The organism is Rhodanobacter terrae, assembly GCF_042657005.1.
GTDB lineage: Bacteria > Pseudomonadota > Gammaproteobacteria > Xanthomonadales > Rhodanobacteraceae > Rhodanobacter > Rhodanobacter terrae.
In genome coordinates, this window is record NZ_JBHSNG010000012.1 from 107,172 (window position 1) to 128,333 (window position 21,162).

General features: G+C 64.4%; 15 protein-coding genes. 8 read left to right on the forward strand and 7 right to left on the reverse strand.

From position 1 onward, the window contains the following. Positions 1 to 60: 60 nt before the first annotated feature. Complete coding sequence (locus ACFPPB_RS12605) at positions 61 to 1,461, forward strand: sigma-54-dependent transcriptional regulator (RefSeq protein WP_377327567.1); 1,401 nt, start codon at positions 61 to 63, stop codon at positions 1,459 to 1,461. Between the two features lie 99 nt (positions 1,462 to 1,560). Here ACFPPB_RS12605 and ACFPPB_RS12610 read toward each other — a convergent pair whose 3' ends face one another. The 6 genes from ACFPPB_RS12610 to ACFPPB_RS12635 all read right to left on the reverse strand — a co-directional run bounded on the left by ACFPPB_RS12610 (position 1,561) and on the right by ACFPPB_RS12635 (position 10,521). Continuing rightward, complete coding sequence (locus ACFPPB_RS12610) at positions 1,561 to 2,805, reverse strand: ABC transporter permease (RefSeq protein ID WP_377327569.1); 1,245 nt, start codon at positions 2,803 to 2,805, stop codon at positions 1,561 to 1,563. A 10-nt stretch (positions 2,806 to 2,815) separates the two neighbouring features. Next, positions 2,816 to 4,147, reverse strand: a complete 1,332-nt coding sequence (locus ACFPPB_RS12615) for an ABC transporter permease (protein WP_377327571.1) — start codon at positions 4,145 to 4,147, stop codon at positions 2,816 to 2,818. A 47-nt stretch (positions 4,148 to 4,194) separates the two neighbouring features. Beyond that, on the reverse strand, positions 4,195 to 5,757 hold the full coding sequence (locus ACFPPB_RS12620) for a response regulator (protein ID WP_377327573.1): 1,563 nt from the start codon (positions 5,755 to 5,757) through the stop codon (positions 4,195 to 4,197). Positions 5,758 to 5,845: 88 nt separating this feature from the next. Further along, positions 5,846 to 6,292 carry a response regulator gene (locus tag ACFPPB_RS12625; RefSeq protein ID WP_377327575.1) on the reverse strand — a complete coding sequence of 149 codons (447 nt, stop codon included), beginning with the start codon at positions 6,290 to 6,292 and terminating at the stop codon, positions 5,846 to 5,848. After that, entirely contained in the window at positions 6,289 to 8,079 is a 1,791-nt protein-coding gene (locus tag ACFPPB_RS12630) for a sensor histidine kinase (RefSeq protein ID WP_377327577.1), read from the reverse strand. The genes ACFPPB_RS12625 and ACFPPB_RS12630 overlap by 4 nt, the downstream gene beginning before the upstream one ends. Positions 8,080 to 8,169: 90 nt before the next feature. Next, positions 8,170 to 10,521: a GH92 family glycosyl hydrolase gene (locus ACFPPB_RS12635; RefSeq protein ID WP_377327578.1), complete on the reverse strand. Its 2,352-nt coding sequence runs from the start codon at positions 10,519 to 10,521 to the stop codon at positions 8,170 to 8,172. Positions 10,522 to 10,652: 131 nt separating this feature from the next. On the opposite strand from ACFPPB_RS12635, the gene ACFPPB_RS12640 reads away from it, so the two are divergent. From ACFPPB_RS12640 to ACFPPB_RS12670, 7 genes are all read left to right on the forward strand, one after another. After that, positions 10,653 to 11,705 carry a LacI family DNA-binding transcriptional regulator gene (locus tag ACFPPB_RS12640; RefSeq protein WP_377327580.1) on the forward strand — a complete coding sequence of 351 codons (1,053 nt, stop codon included), beginning with the start codon at positions 10,653 to 10,655 and terminating at the stop codon, positions 11,703 to 11,705. Between the two features lie 102 nt (positions 11,706 to 11,807). Next, positions 11,808 to 13,064 carry an L-fucose:H+ symporter permease gene (gene fucP, locus ACFPPB_RS12645; RefSeq protein ID WP_377327607.1) on the forward strand — a complete coding sequence of 419 codons (1,257 nt, stop codon included), beginning with the start codon at positions 11,808 to 11,810 and terminating at the stop codon, positions 13,062 to 13,064. Continuing rightward, the gene (locus ACFPPB_RS12650; RefSeq protein ID WP_377327582.1) at positions 13,061 to 14,041 is read left to right on the forward strand and encodes a carbohydrate kinase family protein; all 981 of its coding nucleotides are present in this window, start codon (positions 13,061 to 13,063) and stop codon (positions 14,039 to 14,041) included. Before fucP ends, ACFPPB_RS12650 begins: the two co-directional genes overlap by 4 nt. Continuing rightward, on the forward strand, positions 14,038 to 15,258 hold the full coding sequence (locus tag ACFPPB_RS12655; RefSeq protein WP_377327583.1) for an AGE family epimerase/isomerase: 1,221 nt from the start codon (positions 14,038 to 14,040) through the stop codon (positions 15,256 to 15,258). The genes ACFPPB_RS12650 and ACFPPB_RS12655 overlap by 4 nt, the downstream gene beginning before the upstream one ends. Positions 15,259 to 15,501: 243 nt before the next feature. After that, positions 15,502 to 16,770, forward strand: a complete 1,269-nt coding sequence (locus tag ACFPPB_RS12660; protein WP_377327585.1) for an MFS transporter — start codon at positions 15,502 to 15,504, stop codon at positions 16,768 to 16,770. Positions 16,771 to 17,519: 749 nt separating this feature from the next. Further along, a complete protein-coding gene (locus ACFPPB_RS12665; RefSeq protein WP_377327587.1) occupies positions 17,520 to 18,452 on the forward strand; it encodes a trypsin-like serine protease in 933 nt (310 codons plus the stop codon). A gap of 927 nt (positions 18,453 to 19,379) precedes the next feature. Next, entirely contained in the window at positions 19,380 to 19,646 is a 267-nt protein-coding gene (locus ACFPPB_RS12670) for a hypothetical protein (protein WP_377327589.1), read from the forward strand. 506 nt (positions 19,647 to 20,152) lie between these two features. Here the strand turns inward: ACFPPB_RS12670 and ACFPPB_RS12675 are convergent. Continuing rightward, the gene (locus tag ACFPPB_RS12675) at positions 20,153 to 20,674 is read right to left on the reverse strand and encodes a GNAT family N-acetyltransferase (RefSeq protein WP_377327591.1); all 522 of its coding nucleotides are present in this window, start codon (positions 20,672 to 20,674) and stop codon (positions 20,153 to 20,155) included. Positions 20,675 to 21,162 lie beyond the last annotated feature (488 nt).

The following is a 21,162-nucleotide window of genomic DNA, read 5'->3' on the forward strand; positions in this document are numbered from 1 at the left end:
CTTTGCCTCGCAGCGCGGGGCCGGGTATTCTCCATCGCATCGATAGCCACGCGCCGTGCCATGAACCCACAGACCGTCCTGGTCATTGATGACGAACGTGATATCCGCGAACTGCTGACCATCACGCTGGGCCGGATGGACCTTCAGGTCGATGCCGTGGGCACCGTGACCGAAGCGCGTCGCGCGCTGGCCGAACGCAGCTACGACCTCTGCTTCACCGATATGAGGCTGCCGGACGGCAACGGCCACGAGGTGATCGAGCTGATCGCGGCGAACCATCCGGACATGCCGGTGGCGATGATCACCGCCTACGGCAACGTCGACGCCGCCGTGAACGCACTGAAGGCCGGCGCATTCGACTTCGTCTCCAAGCCGGTCGACATCCAGATGCTGCGCGGACTGGTGCGCACCGCATTGCGGCTGGCCGAAGAGAAGCGCAGCGGCGTCGCCGCCGCGAAGACCGGCGATTCCAGCGAGCGCCTGATCGGCGACTCGGCGGCGATGCAGCAGGTGCGCGCCACCATCCGCAAACTGTCGCGCAACCAGGCGCCGGTCTATATTGCCGGCGAATCGGGCGTGGGCAAGGAGCTGGTGGCCCGGCTGATCCACGAACAAGGTCCGCGCGCCAGCGGGCCGTTCGTGCCGGTCAACTGCGGGGCGATTCCGTCCGAGCTGATGGAAAGCGAATTCTTCGGCCATCGCAAAGGCAGCTTCACCGGCGCCGGCACCGACAAGGAAGGCCTGTTCCAGGCTGCCCAGGGCGGTACGCTGTTCCTCGACGAAGTGGCCGAGCTGCCGCTGCACATGCAGGTGAAACTGCTGCGCGCCATCCAGGAAAAAGCGGTGCGCCCGATCGGCGGCCGCGACGAGATTCCGGTGGATGTGCGCATCCTGTCGGCCACCCACAAGAACCTCGGCCAGCTGGTCGAACAAGGCCAGTTCCGCCAGGACCTGTTCTACCGCATCAACGTGATCGAGCTGCGCGTGCCGCCGCTGCGCGAGCGCCGCGGCGACGTGCCGCTGCTGTCCGCCTTCATCCTCAAGGCGCTGGCCGGCAAGAGCGGCGAGAGCATCGGCCAGCTGTCGCCGGCGGCGCGCGACGCGCTGGAGTCGTACGATTTCCCCGGCAACGTTCGCGAGCTGGAAAACATCCTCGAACGCGCCATGGCGATGTGCGACGGTGCGATCATCGACGCGTTCGATCTGATGCTGCCGCAGCGCAGTGCGCGCGCCGGCCATGACGCGCTGGCGGCGGCCGCAGGCCACGATGCTTCGGCGACGCCGGCGCCGGCTGCCGCCAGCGCCAACGGCGGTCTCGACGACTACATCAGCAATCTCGAACGCACGGCCATCGTCAAGGCGCTGGAAGAATCCCGCTACAACAAGACCGCCGCCGCCCGCAAACTCGGCATCACCTTCCGCGCCCTGCGCTACAAGCTCAAGAAGCTCGGCATCGACTGAGCCCCGCTTCCCGCAGGAGCCCACCCTGTGGGCGATGCTCTTCAATCTGGCGAAAAGGCATCGCGACTGAAGTCGCTCCCACAAGGTGCAAATGACCGCTCACACCGAGCGAGTCGCCTCCACCGGCGGCACGGCGGCCGCGCGCTGCGCCGGGCCGAGCACGGCCAGCTGCCCAAGCAGCCACAGCAACGCCGCGCCGACTGCGAGCACCCACAGCGGCATCCGCGGCAGTTCGTAATGCGTCATCAACGACAGATTCGCGGCCACCCCGAGCATCGCGCCCAGCACCACGCCGATGCCCACGATCAAGGCGTTCTCGGCCTGGAAATAACGCAGGATGTCGCCACGCGTCGCGCCCAGCGCGCGCCGCACGCCGATGGATCGACGCCGCTGGCCGACCCAGAAACTGCTCAGACCCACGATGCCGCCGGCCGTCGCCAGCAGCAACAGCGCACAGATCGCCGCCATCATGATCGCCACGCCACGATCGGTGGCGTAGCCCTGCGCACGCGCACGGGCGAGGGTGATCACGCCATCCTGCGGACTGATCAGGCGCATGCGATTCTGTGCCACCAGCGCGGCCGGCGCCGCGTGCAGTACCGTGGCCAGTTCGCCCGGTTGCGTACGCACCAGATAGACCACGCCGTCGGGATTCGCGTAACGCGCCGGCACCAGCACCGTGTCCTCGTCGATCGAGCGCGTGGTGCTGCCGACGTAAGCACCTTCCAGGCGATCGACCACGCCGATGATCGTGCTCGGGCCAGTGTCGGCCAGATAGACGCGCCTGCCCACGGCCGCGCTGTCCGGAAAGAGCTTGCGGGCCAGGTCGCGCGTGATGATGACCACCGCCGGCATCGACTTGTCGTACGGTCCGAGGCTGCCGATCTCGTCGGCGCGGAAGTTGCGGCCCGCCACCAGCGCGATGCCGAACGTGTCGAGTGCATGCTGATCGGCAAAATAAGTGATCGCAAACTGCGGCTTTTCCGTTTGATCGACCTGACGCTTGATGCGGGCCAGTCCGCCCCAGCCGCCGAATGGGTAGGCCTGGCTGGCGAACGCGTCGCGCACGCCCGACAGGTTGCGCAGCGTCGTCAGGTCGGCGCGCATCTGCGCATCGATATGCGGCACGTCCGGCTGGCCGATCCATTCGTTCCTGATCACGAACAGATGCGCCTCGTCAGTGCCCGTCGGCCGCGACAGATGCAGCACGCGCGTCTTGACGATGAACAGCGCGTTGCTGACCACCGCCAGGGTCAGCGCGATCTGCAGCACGATGAGCAGCGTGGCCATCTTGTGCCGGCGCAGCGCCGCGAGGATCGGCCCAATCTGTCGAAATGGATTCATCCGGATGTGCTCATCCGTTCGACTTCAGCTGCCATGCCGGCTGCACCTGGGCAGCACGCCAGGTGGGATAAAGCGCCGCAGTCAGCGTGGTGAGCACCGCGACCAGCACCGTCAACAGCAACAGTGACGCGTCCAGCCGCGCCAGCCGGGCAACCTCCGGTTCGAACACCTGGCCGATGCCGGCCATGCCCAGCGCCGTCAGCAGCAGTCCCAGCAGGCCGCCAGCCATTCCTATCGCCGCCGCCTCGGTCAGAAACTGGCGATAGATCGCGCCGCGCGACGCACCCAGCGCGCGGCGCACGCCGATCTCCGGCGCACGGCGCATGAAGCGGGCCAGCATCAACCCCACCACGTTGACCAGGCAGATCAGCAGAAAACTGACTGAGACGACCACTGACAATGCCGAGGCCTTCGGCACCACATGATTGAGATACAGGTCCAGCCATTGCCTGACATTGGACAGGCGTACGTTGGCCGGCCACGCAAAGCGTCCCAGGCGCTGCTGCTCGGCCGCATAGTTGTGCAGATAGTCGCGGTAATGCTCGACGTCGGTACGCGTGGGCAGTTCCACCCATGCGGCTATCCACGCGCATTCGCTGTGCAAGATGCTGTCCCAGTTCGGCAGGTCGGGATTGACGGTGTCCGCACTGCAATAGAAGTTGCCGCTGGTGGCTTTCTGCAGATCGATGGCGCGATTGAACGGGATATAGAGCTGGCGGGGATGGCTGAAGGGATAGAACGTGCTGCTCACGTCGAAGAAGCGCGGGCGGGGATTCCAGTCGTCCAGCACGCCGACGATGCGATAAGCGTGCGCGTCCAGGTTGATCTCGCGGCCCACGCTGTCGGCGCCGCCGAACAGCTTCCGATTGAGTGCACGGCTGATCACCACCACCGCCGCGCGTCGATCATCGTCATTGACCGACCAGTCACTGCCGTAACGAAACGGCGCATCGAACATCGTGAAAAAATCGCGGCTGACCGCATCGCCTTCCTGCGAGAACGGCTGCCGCCGCGCATCGTCCGGCAGCACCGTCCACTTGCTGCCGTAGATCAGCGTCTGCCGCCGCGCCTGCCGCGCGTGCAGGAACGCCTCGGCATCCGTATAGCTCAGCAGGATCGGCGGCTCGCCCTTCCAATCGTGCACCGGCCCGAAGTTGTCGATCTGCGGTACGAACAGCTGGTCCGATTTCCACGGGATCGGGTCGGCCGCAGTGGCGCGGAACACCGCGTAGGTGACCATGCAGGTGGCCACGCCACAACCCATCAACACCACCACGAGCGCCGTCAAGGCCTTGCTGCGCCGGCAACTGCGCAGGGCCAGATCGAAGTAATACGTCAACACGGGCACCCCCTGAGTGGCCATACTGCGCGCGAAATGAGACGGCCGGGCTAGCTGCCGTTGTCGGCCGCCTGCAGTGCCTTGCGCAGCGTGCGCAGCAATACCTGGGTGGTGACCGGCTTGTCGATCACGTAGAGGTGCTCCAGCGGCGGCAATTCCTGCAGATCCGGCGTTGCGCCGGGGCGCGCCAGCAGGATCACCGCACCGCCATAGCCCTGCTCGATCAGCGCAGCCAGCGTGCGCACCCCGGTGAACAGGTTCATGTCCGCATCCAGCACCACCAGGTCGGGCGGTCCGCCGGCCTCGATCCATAGCAGCGCTGCGGTACCGCTCTGGCTGGCATGCGCCTGGTAGCCGTAGGCGTCAAGCGTATCGGCCAGCAGAGACAGCTGGCCGGCCTCTTCCGCCACCACCAGCACGCGCTCGGCGGCGCCTTCCAGACCGTCCTGGTCGTCCTTCTGGTCGCTGTCCGCTACCGTTTCCTCCAGCGGGATATACAGGTCGAAGCGGGTGCCGCGGCCCGGTTCGCTATCGACCCGCATCACGCCGCCATGGCTGCCGACGATGCGCTGGCACGACACCAGGCCCAGTCCGGTACCGGTTTCCTTGGTGGTGAAGAACGGCTCGAACAGGTGGTCCAGCACTTTCTGATCCATGCCGGGACCGTCGTCGATCACGCTGATCTGCAGGTAGCGGCACGACCGCGACGGTTCTTCAGGCAGGAAGAAATCCTCCGCCAGCTCCTTCTGCGCTGTCTCGATGCGCAGGTTGCCGCCGTCCGGCATGGCCTGGATCGCATTCAGGCACAGGTTGAGCAGGCACTGCTGCAGTTCGGTGTGGTTGCCCTCGAACGACAGCTCGGGGTCGTCGATGACAAGTTCCATGGATACCGTGCGCGGCACGCTGCCCTGCATCAGCAGATCGAACGCACTGAGCAGAGCGCCCAGTTTCACCTGCTCGGCGCGTCGCGCCCCCCGCGCGAACGACAGCATCGAGTGCACCATGTCCAGGCCGCGCTTGCCGCAATCGCGCACCAGCTTGCCTAGCCGCGCAAGGCGTGGATCGTGCTGATAGTCCTGCAGACTGTCGCCGGCCAGCAGCAGCGGCTGCAGCAGGTTGCGCAAGTCGTGGCTCAGGCCGCCGGCGAGCATCGCCAGGCTTTCGAAACGCTGTGCGCGGATCAGCTCGGACTCCGCCCTGCGACTGGCCCGCCGCGCCTCGGCTTCGCTCAGGGCGCGGCGCACCGCGCTGGCCAGCCGGGCCGGGTTCTGCTTGAGGATGTAGTCGGTGGCGCCGTTGCGCAACGCCTCGATCGCCGCCTCTTCACCCAGCGTGGCGGAGACGAAGATGAAGGGAAGGTCTTCGTCGCGCGTCCGCAGCAGGTCGAGTGCATGCTGGCCGGAAAAACCGGGCATGCTGAGATCGGACAACACGATGTGCGGTTTGAACTCGTCCAGCGCGGCCATGAAGCGCGCCTTGTCGTCGACCCGCCGCGCTTCATAGGCAATGCTGTCAGCGTCGAGCTCGGCCAGCACCAGCTCGGCATCGAGTTCGTTGTCCTCGAGCTGCAGCACGCGGATGGTCGGCATTGCCCGAAGTTGCCGGTTTGGCATGTTGATTCCTGCGACTACCTATTAAGAAGCTTTGCCGACGTTCGCACGCCCGTCGCGAGCCGCGCTCCCTCTCTTTGTCGTCGCCCGGTCAATCCTTTTCGGGCGCCTGGTTCAATACGGCCCAGAACTGTCCCAGCGTGCGCACCGCATCGAAAAACTGATCCACATCGACCGGCTTGATCACATAGGCGTTGGCGCCGAGATCCCAGCTGCGCGCCAGGTCGCTTTCCTCGCGCGAGGAAGACAGGATCACCACCGGAATCCGCCGCAACCGCTCATCGCTGCGCATCTGGGTCAGCACGTCCAGCCCGTTCATGCGCGGCATCTTGATGTCCAGCAGCACCACCGCCGGGTCGCCCGGCTCGCGCGAGACCCACGCACCCCGCGCATAAAGATAGTCCAGGCACTCCACACCATCTTCCACGTGCACCACCGGATTGACCAGGTGGGCCTCGCCCAGCGCGTCCATCGCCATCTCGGCATCGGCGGTGCTGTCTTCGACCAGCAGGATGGTGCGCAGGTCCTTCTTGTTCATGCTCGACTCTCGATAGGTGCGCCGGCCGCGTCGGTGGCCGGCAATGAAAAATGGAAGCGGGCCCCCTGACCCGGTTCGGCTTCGGCCCAGACCCGCCCGCCATGGCGGGCCACGATCCGCCGCACGTTCGCCAGTCCGATACCGTTGCCCGGAAAGTCCGAAGCGCGGTGCAGGCGCTGGAACACGCCGAACAGCTTGTCCGCATATTGCATGTCGAAGCCGGCGCCATTGTCGGCCACGGTGAATTCGTAGTCGCCACGTCGTCCCTGCTGCACGCTCACTTCAATCCGCGCCACCTCGCAGTGGCCGGTGTACTTGACCGCGTTGCCGAGCAGATTCTGCCATACCGTCCGCAGCATGTTCTCGTCCCCGATTACCATCGGCAACGGCGCGATCTTCCATACGATACGCCGATCCTGAGCCTCCGATTCGGCCAGCGAACGGGCCTCGTCGACCACCGACTGCATGTCGATCGCCTGCAGCCGCAGGGGACCGCGGCCAAGCCGCGAGAACACCAGCAGATCGTCGATCAGCTGGGCCATGCGCTGGGCCGAACCGGCAATGATCTCGATGTAGTGGTTGGCCTTGTCGTCGGCGTGGCCGCCCAGATGATGTTCCAGCTTGCGCGCGAACCCGGAGATGTGGCGCAACGGCGCTCGCAGATCGTGCGATACCGAATAGCTGAAAGCCTCCAGCTCGCGGTTGACGTCGGAAATCTGGGCCACCTTGCCTTCCAGCTGGCGATTGAGCTCGCTCACCTTCTGCTCGGCCAGTGCGCGTGTGGTGACATCGCTGACCGTCAGCAGCAGCGCCGGCGCATCGGTGTCCTGCTGCTGCAGGCGGCGCGCATTGATGACTACATGGCGGTCGATGCCATCGACGGTGCGCTGGATCACGTCGTGATCCCACAATTCGCGATCGCGCAACAGCACGTCGTTCAGCCGCTGCAACAGGACATTGTCGTTCCATGCGCCGTCGCCGATGCCGGCCAGCGGCTGGGCATTCCGGCCGGGCTCCATACCGTACAGTTCGCGGAAGGCGTTGTTGACCAGCAAGCTGTTCAGATCCTTGTCGAACAGCGCGATCGGCTCCCGCACGGCCTGAAAAATCAGCTGGGAGCGCAGCACCGCGCGCCCTTCGCGGGTCTCGGCCAGGCGACGCTGGCCGATCTGCCGCTCGGACATGATCACGATGATCGTCAACAACAGCAGCTGGGCCAGCGCGGTGATGCTGAGCACCACGCGGCCATTGAAAATCTGCTTTCCGGCATTCGCCTGACGCGCCTTCAGCAGGCCGTCCTCGTTCTGCACGATGTCGGCGATCTCGCTGTCGATCGCGAACAGGTCGCCGCCATCGCGCAACGATTGCCGCGCGCCCGCCGCGTCGCCCTGCCGCAGACGCGACAGTGCATGACTCATCAAGGCGATGCGGCCATCCACGCCGCTTTCCAGCGCACTGATCGCCGTCTGCTGATTCGGATTGTCCCGCGTCATCGCGCGCAGTTGCCGCAGCAGCCGCGGCACCTGCTGGCCGGCCAGCAGGGCACGCTTGCGGGTCGAGTCGTTGCCGTCGCCAGCCAGCAACCGGTAGCACGCCGACTCGCTGTCCTGCATGGCGTAGGCCACCTGGTAGGTCAGCGATTTCACTATGTTGGAATGGGTCACCCAGGCGGCGGCCTGCTGCGCATCACGCGAATTGCTGAGCGTGACCACATAAGGCAGCGCCACGATGACCAGCACCGCCAGCAGCATGCCGACGGTGCTCCAGCGCAGGCCTCGCACTTTCATGTGTGCTGCGGCATCGGCCAACCCGATGTGGAAAAGACTGCGGGCATTCTGGCATGTTTCCGCCAACCGCCCGTGAAGCGGGGGCGATGCTCATTGGCCGTAACGGCTCATCGCGGCGGGCCGTGCCGCGTCGCTGCGACCCCAGTCCCGGTTCGGCTCGGCCTGCATGCTGAAATGCAGTTCGCCGCCGGCCAGGATGTCGGCATGGCGCAGATACGTGCGATCCAGCGGCTTGCCGTTGAGCGTTACCGAGCCGACATACGGGTGCGCGTCGTCCAGCGGCGTGGCGCTGACGGTGAACGTGTGCCCATTGCTGAGATGGATCGCGGCCCTCGCCACGAATGGCCGGCCGATCGCGTATTCGTCGCTGGCCGGGGTCACCGGATAAAAGCCCAGCGCCGTGAAAACGTACCAGGCCGACATCTGGCCGAGATCGTCATTGCCGGCCAGTCCATCCGGCCGCGCCGCGTACTGGCTGTCCATGATCTGCTTCAGCCTGGCCTGGGTCTTCCACGCCGCGCCGGCGTAGTCGTACAGGTAGGCGATATGGTGGCTGGGCTCGTTGCCGTGAGCGTACCAGCCGATCAGGCCGGTGATGTCCTCGACGTTCTTGAAATGCGCCGGGTCGACCTTGGCATCGAATACCTGGTCGAGCTTGGCGACGAACTTCGCGTCGCCTCCCATCGCACCGATCAGCCCGGCAACGTCCTGCGGCACGTACCAGGAGTACTGCCATGCATTGCCTTCGGTGTAGTCGCTGCCGTAACCGGCGAACGTCGGATCGAACGGTTCGCGGAACTGGCCATTGCTCAGGCGTGCGCGCATGAAACCGGTTTTCGGATCCCATGCGTTGCGCCAGTTGCCGGCGCGCTTGTCGAACGCGGACGCGATGCCGGTCTTGCCCATCGCCCTGGCCATCTGCGCCAGCGACCAGTCGTCGTAAGCGTATTCCAGGGTTTTCGAGGCGGCTTCCACCTCCTTGTCGATCGGCACGTAGCCGAGCTTCATGTAATCGGCCAGATCGCCGTACGGCCCGTAGCTGGCGCTGGCCACCATCGCCTTCATCGCCCGATCCGCATCGAAGCCGCGGATGCCCTTGATGTACGCATCGGCGATCACCGGCACTGCGTGATAGCCGATCATGCACCACGTCTCCAGCCCCTGATACGCCCACACCGGCAGGATGCCGAACGGACTGGCCTCGCGCGCGGCGACCAGCGAACGGATGAACTGCGTGCTGAGGTCGGGCCGCAGCAGCACCATCAAGGGCTCCTCGGCGCGGTAGACGTCCCACAGCGACCAGCTGGAATAGAACTCGAAGCCGTCCGCGCGATGCACTTGATGATCCGGCCCGCGATATTCGCCGTTGACGTCCATGCTCAGCGTGGGCGCCAGCATCGCGTGGTACAGCGAGGTGTAGAAGCCGGTGCGCTGCGCCGGCGAACCGTCCACGTCGATCACCGACAGCGCCTTGTTCCACGCCGCCGTGGCTTCCGCGCGGCGCGCGTCGAAATCCCAGCCCGCGCCGTCCTTGTCGAGGTTGGCGGTCGCATTCGCCTCGCTGACCGGCGAGATCGCCACCTTCACCTGCAGCGGCCGCTTCAACTCGCCGAAATCGAACACGCCGACCAGGGCGCGACCGTTCTGCGCGTCACTGTCCTCGGGCCGGTAACCGGGTCCGGCGAAACCCTTGTAGGCGACGTCCGTCTCGCGGTCGTACAGCTCGCGCGACGTCATCGGCTGCGAGAAGCGCATCGCGAAACACAGCTCGCGCCCCGGGGCCCAGCCGCGGGTGGTGCGGCAGCCGGTGACGGTGCCGTCGGCGCGCACGCGCAGGCTCGCCCACAGCACCTTGCCGGGGTAGTCGTAGATGCTGGGACGCAGGTCCAGCAGCACATGCGCCGGCTTGCCGACCGGGAACGTGTAGCGATGCCAGCCGATCCGGCGCCCGGCGGTCAACTCCGCGCGTACGCCGTAGTCGCTCAGCGTCACCGCGTAATAGCCGGCCCGCTCGACTTCGCTGGCATGGCTGAAGCGCGAACGGTAACCGCTGCCGGGCTTGGCCGGATCGCCCGGATCCAGCTTCACCTCGCCCGCGACCGGCATCACCAGCACGTCGCCCAGATCCGAATGCCCGGAGCCGGAAAAGTGCGTGTGCGAGAAACCCATGATGCTGGTGTCGGCGTATTGATAGCCGGCGGCCCACTTGTAGGCATGCTTGAAGTCCGGCATCGCCGTGTCCGGCGACAGCTGGATCATGCCGAACGGTACCGTGGCGCCGGGAAACGTATGCCCGTCGCCGCCCGTGCCGATGCGCGGGTCGACGGCAGCCGCATGGCCACCCTGGCGGTCCGCGGCCCGCGCGGCCGCGGGCACCAGGACGGCGATGCCGACCGCGGCGCCGAGCAGGTAGGGGACTACATCGCGCAACCGGACAATCATCGTCAACCCTGCCTTTTGGTACGATTCAAAATCGCACGCTAACACCGGTCGCCGGGTAAGGCATGTTGCAACGCGACGTGTGCAACTGCGTCGATAAGTTACATTTGGATCGTTCTAATCAGGCAAACTGCATGTCGAGCCATACCCCGATTGGCCGCAAAGTGACCTTGAACGACATCGCCGCGGGCTGCGACGTGTCGCGCGCCACCGTGTCGCTGGTACTGCGCGGCAGCCCGCTGGTACACAAGCTCACCCGCGCACGGGTCGAGGAGGAGTTGCGCCGGCAAGGCTATGTCTACAACCGCGCCGCGGCCAATCTGCGCCGGCGGAGTTCGTCCAGCATCGCACTGATCCTGAACGATCTGGCGAATCCGTTCTTCGCCGAATTCGCCGCCGGGGTGGATGAAGCGCTGGGCGCTGCCGGCTTCGTCACCTTGCTCGGCTGCACCGGCGAGTCGGCCGAGCGCGAGCAGGCGGTATTGGGTTCACTGCTCGAACATGGCCCAGGCGGCATCATCCTGTCGCCGGCCGAGCACAGCAATGCGCATGACGTGCTGGCCGTGGTCGGCAGGCGCGCGCCGTTGCTGCTGTTCAACCGCGAACTGGGCGGCGCCCTGCCCGAGTTCGCGCACTGGGATCAGCTGATGCTGGACAACCAGCGCGGCGCGCGGCTTGCGACCGAGCACCTGATTGCCCGCGGCCACCAGCGCATCGCGTTCTTCGGCGGTCATCAAGACTCCAGTTCGTGCCGGCACCGTCATGCCGGTTATGTCGACGCGATGCGGGCGGCCAAGCTGCGCATCGAACCGGACTGGCGCATCGAATGCGCGCCGACCCGCCTCGATGCCGCCCACCGCACCGGTGCGCTGTTCGACGCGGCCCACGTGCCGACCGCCGCCGTCTGCTACAACGATGCTGTCGCACTGGGGCTGATGCTCGGTCTCCATCAGCGCGGAGTGCGCCCAGGCAGGGATTTCGCGCTGACCGGCTTCGACGACATCGCCGAGGCGGCACTGGGCATGCCGCCGCTGACCACCATGTCGACCGCGCCGCAGGAGCGTGGCCGGCAGGCGGCGCAGCTGGTCCTGCAGCGACTACAGCAACCGCAAGCCGCAAGCCGCCAGACCATCGCACCGGTGCAACTGGTGGTGCGCGAAAGCAGCTGTCCACCACCCACCGCTTGAACTCACTTCTGGGGAATTCGCATGGCGTTCGCCACTCCTTTGTCACCGACACCCGACACCGCCCCCCGATCGGGCGAGCGTTACACCGACTACCCGACGGCGATGGGCGTGGTCACGGTCATCTTCTTCATGTGGGGCTTCCTGACCTGCCTGAACGACATCCTCATCCCGCACCTGAAATCGATCTTCCAGCTGAGCTACGCCGAAGTGATGCTGGTGCAGTTCACCTTCTTCGGCGCTTACTTCCTGATGGCGATGCCGGCCGGCCGGCTGGTCGCCGCGCTGGGCTACAAGAAAGGCATCGTCGCCGGCCTGGCGATCGCCGGGCTCGGTGCGATCGGGTTCTGGCCGGCAGCCGGCCTGCATCTGTATCCGGCCTTCCTGGGCGCGCTGTTCGTGCTGGCGACCGGGATCACGGTGCTGCAGGTGGCCGCCAATCCGTATGTGGCACTGCTCGGCCCGGAGCGGACCAGCTCCAGCCGGCTGACCCTGGCACAGGCGCTGAATTCATTCGGTACGTTTCTGGCGCCGTGGTTCGGTGGCCTGCTGATCCTGTCCAACATTGTGAAAAGCCCGACCGAACTGGCGACGCTGGCGCCCGCCCAGCAGCTGGCCTACCAGACCCAGCAGGCGCAGGCGGTGCAGGGGCCTTACATCGGGCTGGCCGTGGTGCTGTTCCTGCTGGCGATCTTCGTGTGGCTGTTCCGCCTGCCGGCGCTGACCGAAGCCACCGACAAGGGCGACCATGACAGGCACAGCTTCGCGGAGGTACTGCGCCATCCGCACGTGCTGTTCGGCGTGCTCGGCATCTTCTTCTATGTCGGCGCCGAGGTCTCGATCGGCAGCTTCATGGTCAATTACCTCTCGATGCCCGACATCGGCCACATGAGCGAGCAGCAGGCCGCCAATTACGTGTCCTGGTACTGGGGTGGCGCGATGATCGGGCGCTTCATCGGTTCGGCCCTGATGGCGAAGTTCTCGCCGCGCCGCCTGCTCGCCCTGTTCGCCCTGATCAACGCGCTGCTGGTGCTCACCACGATGTCGAGTACCGGCAGCGTGGCGATGTACAGCATCATCGCGATCGGCTTGTTCAACTCCATCATGTTTCCGACCATCTTCGCGCTGGGCATCGAACGGCTTGGACCGATGACCAGCAAGGCGTCCAGCCTGCTGATCATGGCCATCGTGGGCGGCGCGATCGTCCCCTACGTGCAAGGCGCGCTCGCCGATCACATCGGCCTGCAGCACGCGTTCTTCCTGCCGCTGCTGTGCTATCTGTACATCGTGTTCTACGGCGTCAGCGGTTCGAAAATCCGCACTGCGCCGGCATCGAACCTCAGCGGGAACGAACAGGCATGACCGAGCGCCCCATCCTGTGCTTCGGCGAGGCCTTGATCGACCTGCACGCCAACGCCCGCGACGATCACGGCTTTGCCGCCAGCTTCGTGCCGTTCGCCGGCGGCGCGCCGGCGAATGTCGCCGTCGCCGCTGCCCGGCTCGGCGGCAGGGCGCGCTTTGCCGGCATGCTGGCGAGCGACCGTTTTGGCGATTTTCTGCTCGACAGCCTGCAGCATGCCGGCGTGGGTACCGACGACATCGCCCGCACCAAAGCTGCGAACACCGCGCTCGCCTTCGTCACGCTCGACGCCAGCAGCGAACGCAGTTTCAGCTTCTATCGCGAGCATACGGCCGACCTGCTGTTCCGGCCGGCCGACTTCCGCCCGGACACGTTCCGCGACGTCGCGGTGTTCCACGTCTGCTCGAACAGCATGACCGATCCGGACCTGGCGGCGACCACGCGCGAAGGCATGCAGCGCGCGCACGGCGTCGGTGCGCTGGTCAGCTTCGACGTCAATCTGCGTCCGGCGCTGTGGCCGGCCGATACCGACCCGCGTCCGCTGCTATGGCCGGCGCTGCATCTGGCCGATGTGGTGAAGATGTCCGCCGAGGAATTCGCGTGGCTCGCGGTGGATGGCGAACAGGCCGCGATCGACCGGCTGTGGCTGGGCCGTACGCGCCTGGTCGTGGTGACCGACGGCGCGCGACCGCTGCGCTGGTTCCACCCCGACGCCGAGGGCGAGCTCCCGTGCTACCCGGTCGAAGCGGTCGACACCACCGCCGCCGGCGACGCCTTCGTCGGCGGCCTGCTGTGCTGCCTGGCCGAGCTCGATGCAGCCCCCCAGCGGATCGATCAGCTGGTCAGCGAGCTGCCGCGCCTGCACGCCATGCTGCGCTTCGCCGCCGCCTGCGGCGCACTGACCGTCACCCGCCAGGGTTCGTTCGCCGCGATGCCGCGCGGCGACGAAGTGCTGGCCTTCATGGAGCAACCGGCATGAGTGCCGCAACCGCCACGCCCGATTTCCGTTCCGCCGATTTCCTGCGCGAGCACATCGCGCAGACGATGGCGTTCTATCATCCGCACGCGATCGATCCGGCCGGCGGCTTCTTCCACTATTTCAAGGACGACGGCACGATCTACGATCGCAGCCATCGGCACCTGGTCAGCAGCACGCGCTTCGTGGTCACCTACGCCCTGGCGGCGATCGAGTTCGGCAACGCCGAATACCTCGATGCCGCGCGGCACGGCCTGCGCTACCTGCGCGAGGTCCATCGCGATCCACACACCGGCGGCTATGCCTGGACCATCCGCGACGGGCAGCCCGAGGACCGCACCAACCACGCCTATGGCGTTGCCTTCGTGCTGCTCGCTTACTCCACAGCGTACAAGGCCGGCATCGGCGAAGCGGCGGCGTGGATGGAAGAGACCTGGCGCCTGCTGGAGCAGCACTACTGGGACGCCGACGCCGGCCTGTATCGCGACGAGGCCGATGCCGGCTGGCATTTCAGCGGCTACCGCGGTCAGAACGCGAACATGCACATGTGCGAGGCGATGCTGGCGGCTTATCAGGCCAGCGACGAGCCGCATTACCTGGAACGCGCACTCGCGCTCGCCGATCACGTGACCCGCCGCCAGGCCGCCAAGGCCGACGGACTGGTATGGGAGCATTACGACGCCGACTGGAACATCGACTGGGACTACCACCGCGACGATCCGAAACACCTGTTCCGCCCATGGGGTTTCCAGCCTGGCCACCAGACCGAATGGGCCAAGCTGCTGATGATCATGGAGCCGCTGCTGCTCGAACGCGGCCGCGAGGAACCCTGGCTGCTGCCGACCGCGACGCACCTGTTCGACACCGCGCTGGCACGTGCCTGGGACAACGGACACGGCGGCATCTGCTACGGCTTCGCGCCGGATGGCCGCATCTGCGACGACGACAAGTATTTCTGGGTGCAGGCCGAATCGCTGGCCGCGGCCGCACTGTTGCACGCGCGCACCGGCGCGGCCGTCTACGACGACTGGTACGAAAAGCTGTGGGCATACTCATGGCAGCATTTCGTCGATCACCGCTACGGTGCCTGGTACCGCATCCTCACCCGCGACAACCGCAAATACGACAACGAAAAGAGCCCGGCCGGCAAGACCGACTACCACACCATGGGCGCTTGCTACGAAGTACTGGCGTTGATCCGTTCCGGCGGCCGTCCGTAATCCATCCCTTCAGGGCAGCCCTGATCTATTCAACTGCAGGAGCGGCTTCAGCCGCGATGCTCCTCGCTTGGTCAGAGCAAGAGCATCGCGGCTGAAGCCGCACCTACAAGCCCGGGTTGCCGCGGTTTTCGTTTCGAGCGGGAATGTCGCTCGGTACAGGCCTTCACCTCGATCGGTTTCCTGGCGCCGACTGTCGACTGCCGGGAAAAACAATCGCCGGCACGAATGCACCAGAATGTGTCAATGAATGACACGCATGAAGCGCCCGGCACGAGCGCCGGAACGGCGCCGCCCTCAGGCTGGCTCAACCGCACCGTGGTCGGCGCCGGCGTCACCAGTGCACTGGGCGATTTCTGTTACGAAACCACCACGGTGATCCTGCCGGGATTCCTGGCGGTGCTGGGCATCCCGGCGGCGGCCCTGGGCCTTATCGAGGGCACCGCCGACGCGGTGGCCAGCTTCACCAAGATGGTCTCCGGCTACATCGCCGAGAAGCTGGGCCACCGCAAATTGCTGGTGCTGGCGGGTTATGCGCTGACGCCGCTTGGCCAGGTGCTGATCGCGATCGCACTGGGCTGGCCGCTGCTGCTGGCCGGAAGGCTGGCGTCGTGGTTCGGCAAGGGGCTGCGCGGACCGCTGCGCGATGCGATCGTGGTGCAGGCGGTAAGCCCGGAAACCCGCGGACGGGCATTCGGCTTTCATCGCGCCACTGACACCATCGGCGCGGTGGCCGGGCCGCTGCTGGGCGTGGCGCTGCTGGGCTGGGCGCAACGGCTGCACGGTACTGATCCGGCGTGGCCGTTTCGACTGGTGCTGTGGCTGTCGATCATTCCCGGCACGCTGGCGGTGCTCGCCTTTCTGACGCTGGTGAGGGATACGCAACAGTCGCCGAACCCGGCACTGAAGTTTTTCGGTTCGCTGCGCGGCCTGCCCCTGCGCTTCAAGCGCTATCTCGGTGCGGTCGGCATTTTCGGCATCGGCGATTTCTCGCACAGCTTGCTGATCCTGGCCACCACCACCTTGCTCACGCCGTCCATGGGCGTGGTTCACGCGGCCCAAGTGGCGGGATTGATGTATGTAGGGCGCAATCTGGTGCAGGTGCTGTTGTCGTATCCGATCGGCGCGCTCGCCGATCGCGCCGGCCACCTGCCGGTGCTGGTGGCCGGCTACGTGCTGGGCGCGCTCACCGCCACGCTCACCGCACTGGCGTTCTGGTTTGCGGTCGACAGCGTGATCCTGCTTGGCGGCGTATTCTTTGTCGCCGGCCTGTATGTCGCGGTGCAGGAGGCACTGGAGCCGACGGTGACCGCGGAAATGGTGCACGCGGACACGCTCGCCATCAGCTACGGCGCGCTGGGCACCGTCAACGGCGCGGCAAAGTTCGTGTCGAGCGCGATGGTTGGCCTGGCATGGACGGTCGTCTCCCCCGTGTTCGGTTTCGCGCTGGCGGCGCTGCTGATGTTCGCTGGCACCGTGGCGCTGGGTCGCGCACGGGTCAGCGCACCCGCCTGAGAAACAGCCCTGTCGCGCGTGTGGGAGCGACTTCAGTCACGATGCTTTTCCCTTCAACACCAGAGCATCGCGGCTGAAGCCGCTTCAGGTGCGCTACAAATCGGGGTTGTTCGAGTGCTGCCCGAAGGCGATCTGCCCATGACCGCAACCCACCCTGCTCCTGCCCAGAACGTAGCCGCGGGCAGCAGCCTGGCGATACAAAAAAACCCCCGATTTCTCAGGGGTTTATTGGTCCAAAGGCAACACTTCTGGGTAGGTGTTGTCTAGAATGGTTGTGTACACCTTCGTACAAGCAGAAAGTACGACCACTTCGCGACGAGCCTATACGGATTGGTAAAAAGAGAAGTATCAAAGACATCCGTTTTCAACAAAATTTTCTTGAATGGTAGAGAAAGAACCGATCCCATGCGACCTTTGCGCCCTTTCTCGCCATATTTCTATTAGCGACCAGTAGCGGGGAAACATTGATGAATCACCTCGCCCTAATTGCTAATTGCAAAACGCCAGCCACTTGCCCACCTTCGCCACAGCAGCTAACCAGCTTCGCCAGCGAAGCTGACTATGGCCGATGGTCATTCTGACAGCTTCGTCAGGAACGCTGACCAAGTTCGTCGACTGGCCGACTTCGACCCATTTCTGCCGGTCGCGAAGTCGATGAATGACGACATGATGAGGCTTGGTGTGGGACTATCTCGCTAGGGGTTCGCTCCGGGCCGATATGACTACAGACGTTTATAAGGGGAGAATCGATGAAGGGAATCCTACGGTTGGTCATGGCGCCGCGTATCGCGCCACGTTGTGTCATTTTTTTAATCATCCTTGTTGCCAACTCGGCCCATGCGATCGTCACGCGACACGATGTTGCCGACTCCCGCTATCGTGTCCCCTATGAATCGATACCTGCGGTAGTGGACTTGCCCTTTGAGGGGCATGGCACATTGATAGCAACGCGCTGGGTCGTCACGGCTGCGCACGCAGTGGCATACATGAGGTCGCATACCGACTACTTGTATGTGACGATCAACGGCAAGCGCAGGGAAGTCTCAAGGATCATCCCTTATCCGGATTACGATGCTTTCAATGCAACGTGGAAGAAGTTGTTCGAGCAGATGAAATCCGGTGACGCCGAGGCGTGGAAGAAGCGCTATGACGAAGCCATGCCCTCAATGCACGATATAGCATTGATTGAACTTAAGAGTCCGGTTGGTGACGTGCAGCCAATAGCTTTTTACCGAGGATCGGCCGAGGCCGACCAAGTGACTGAGATTTACGGCGCTGGTGCGACGGGTACTGACATCAGTGGCGCCTCCGACGGCGCAGCCCATCGAGGCCCCCTGCGTCGTGCCGAAAATCGCATTATTAGTGCCAGGGGGCCATGGCTTCGCTACGTCTTTGACTGCGGCGATGCTGCGTTACCGCTGGAAGGCGTCATTGGGGGCGGCGACAGTGGCGGCCCGAATCTCATAAAGGTCAACGGATCTTGGACCTTGGCGGGAATCAATCACGGGCTGGACGGCTCTTTGGAAGACGTCTTGAACACCCGCTCCGGGAAATTTCGTCAGGGGGTATGTGGACAGACGTTCGCCAGTACGCGGGTATCTTTCTACGCACATTGGATCGATGAAGTTACGCGCGAAACGCCAGGAGTTGGTCGCGAGAACTCACGCGGTGGCACGCCTTAACTAAGGTTGGTCCAGCAAGTTGCACGGGTGTCCACCTTCGACCCAGGCTGGGTGAAACATCAGGGTCATGAACGCAACCGCGGCGGCATGATCTGTTTTTGTTTCTTCCCACCGCGCGAGGCTGGCGAAGGCGGCATTCGTCGACTGCTGAGCTTTTGGGGCTGCGAGGGAAGTCGAATTTCGCTCCGCACGAAGGTCCGGTTCTGGCCGAGGTCTGCCCGTCGCGCCGCGTCGTGCTCGGTGCCCAACGATCCGAGGGCCTCGCCGGAGGGAAGGGAAAGATTCATGCGCCCAGGAGGCGGATTCGAGAGCGCCAGGGCCGGCCGGTTTGAGAGTGGAATCGGTGGCGGGTTTTATCGGAATATGCAGCTAGCTACCACACGGCAGCGGCGGGCGGGTATTAATCTGAGGCAAAGGTGCAGCCGCGACAACAAAAGCTCGCGTCGATCATGTGTATCTGACAACGTGGCTCTCTGCGGTCCACGACATCACGGTGGGCGCAGTGGTGAGGCGTTTCGTCGATGAAGAGAGCCCTCGGCACCGATAACACAGGACTAGAGATCGCAGATCGCCCTGCCGCCAGATGAGCGACGTTGCAGACGCTCCATTTATGGAACCTGCAGTCCACATCAGGGCCAGTTTTGACAAAGTGGGTTGCTTGGCCAGTGACGATGATCCAATTATCGCGCTCTCTGGGATTCGTGCGCGCCAGCGGCTGTGTGACCGCCGGTTTGTGCATCGGTTCGCGCGGGAACCCAGGAAAATCAGCAATCGGCGCCGGCCGAAGCTCAAGGTCGAGCTGTTCTCCCGTTCGAGCGAGTAGTACCGCGGCACAGGCCGCAAGCTTGTCGACGTGCGGACGCAGAGAGAGTTCGTCCGTTGTCTCGTCCTTTGTGTACTCGAGCAAGGACTCCTCGAAGTCGTCGCATGGCCCCGCATGTCGAGTTTGGCAAAGTCCCGCAGGGACACCACGTCCGCGATGGAGAGAAAGTCTCCATGGGCAAATTCCGAGGTCAAGTCTCGACCTTGCTGCCGCTCCCAGCGCAGGAGCACCACGATGTCGGCAAGCTTGTTGCGGATCGTATTGACGGCCGCCCCGGCATTGCGGAGCTGCGAGGTGGCAAAGAGTGTTGGGTAGAAGAGCGGCAGCCCCTGTTCGTCATGCAGCATCGGCACGCGTTCACCACCGGATAGAACATGGACAGAGAGTCGCGACATTGAGCACCCTTTCTCTACGCTTCTGACATGTGAACCACCATAAAAGGCCTTTCTCCGCCGTCAAGACAGAAACAAAAAAAGGGTTCTTCGTGGAAACGTGTGGGTGAATTTCGCGCACTGATCGGGGTGTAGTCCAGGTGGGGCAAGGCTTTGCAGCCTTCAGCACTCGCCTGAAATCTGGCACGCTTTGCCGATGACTACTTCCGCGAAGCGATCCCGACGTCTGCTCGATGCCTATCGGTTCCCCGGCTTTCGTCCACAAGCGACGGTCAAGGGTGTGTTCGGCGACCCGGTGGCACGCATCGTCACGCTCGTTCGGCGGGGAAAAAAGCCGTCTGCGGGTGTTGTGGCCGCACGCAGTCGGGCTGGTACGACCGCAAGGCGCGACGCGTGCGCGACCTGTGCCTCGGCGCGCATCGTGGCCTGCGTATCCCCTCTATCAACGTTCACTGCAGGCAATCCGGTACGACGGAGGAACAGACTCAGGCACGGGGAATTTGAAACCGCATTCTTTGGGACAACAGCGCGGCACCGAGGCGTAATGATTCGACCTGTCCGAAGGGAACGAAGCCCTCGCTGAGATAGAGGCGCATGGCTGACGATTGCGCGCTTGCTACCCCAAGGTGTACCGCACGGGTTTCAAGCGATGCTGCCCATGCCACGATCGTGCGCAGCAGAAGGCGCGCTACACCGCAGCGTCGGAACTCAGGCACCACCCACATTTGATACACGTGGACGACGGTCCTGTCAGACCTGTCGACTTTGCCCCAAGCCAAACCCGCTGCCGTGGTGCCAACTTGCCCGATCAACGGTAGGTCCAGCTCAGAGTTGCATCCGCCCTGAAGGCGCGAAGCCCACTCTTCGGTTGTCCGCAGCCGCTCGGCGCCGAGAGTGCTTCCAAAAGCATCGGGCGATTCTTCGAGCGCAGCCAGACGCAGACTCCGATACGTAGAGACTTCATCCAGCTCGAATTTCCGGACAGTGATCGCACAAGAGTCCTGCATGGCTCCAGCGCCTAAAACCGTAGTTCAGCCGCGGATGCGCGGGAACGCAAGCGGAGGCGTGGACGGCTGACACTCATTCTGATGCGATTGCTCATGGCTGCTCTGGTGTCCCAATGACAGCTTGCCGGGGCGCCTTCGAGCATGCAAGGGCTGTGATAGGCCAGTCGGCGCCATCTAACCAAAGGTCGCTGACCGGCCAACAACGGCCGGTCGGCTACCTCAGATGCATGCCACAAAGCAGCCTTTCGAAATCGCAGAGATTCGCTGGAAGTTCGTTGGGCTAGCGGCATTGCCGCATCGCTCGATCATGCTGTTCAATCACCGCCAGCACACTGTTGGTGGAGTCCTCACGAAAAAAAGGGGTTCTTCGTGGAAACGTGTGGGTGAATTTCGCGCACTGATCGGGGTGTAGTCCAGGTGGGGCAAGGCTTTGCAGCCTTCAGCACTCGCCTGAAATCTGGCACGCTTTGCCGATGACTACTTCCGCG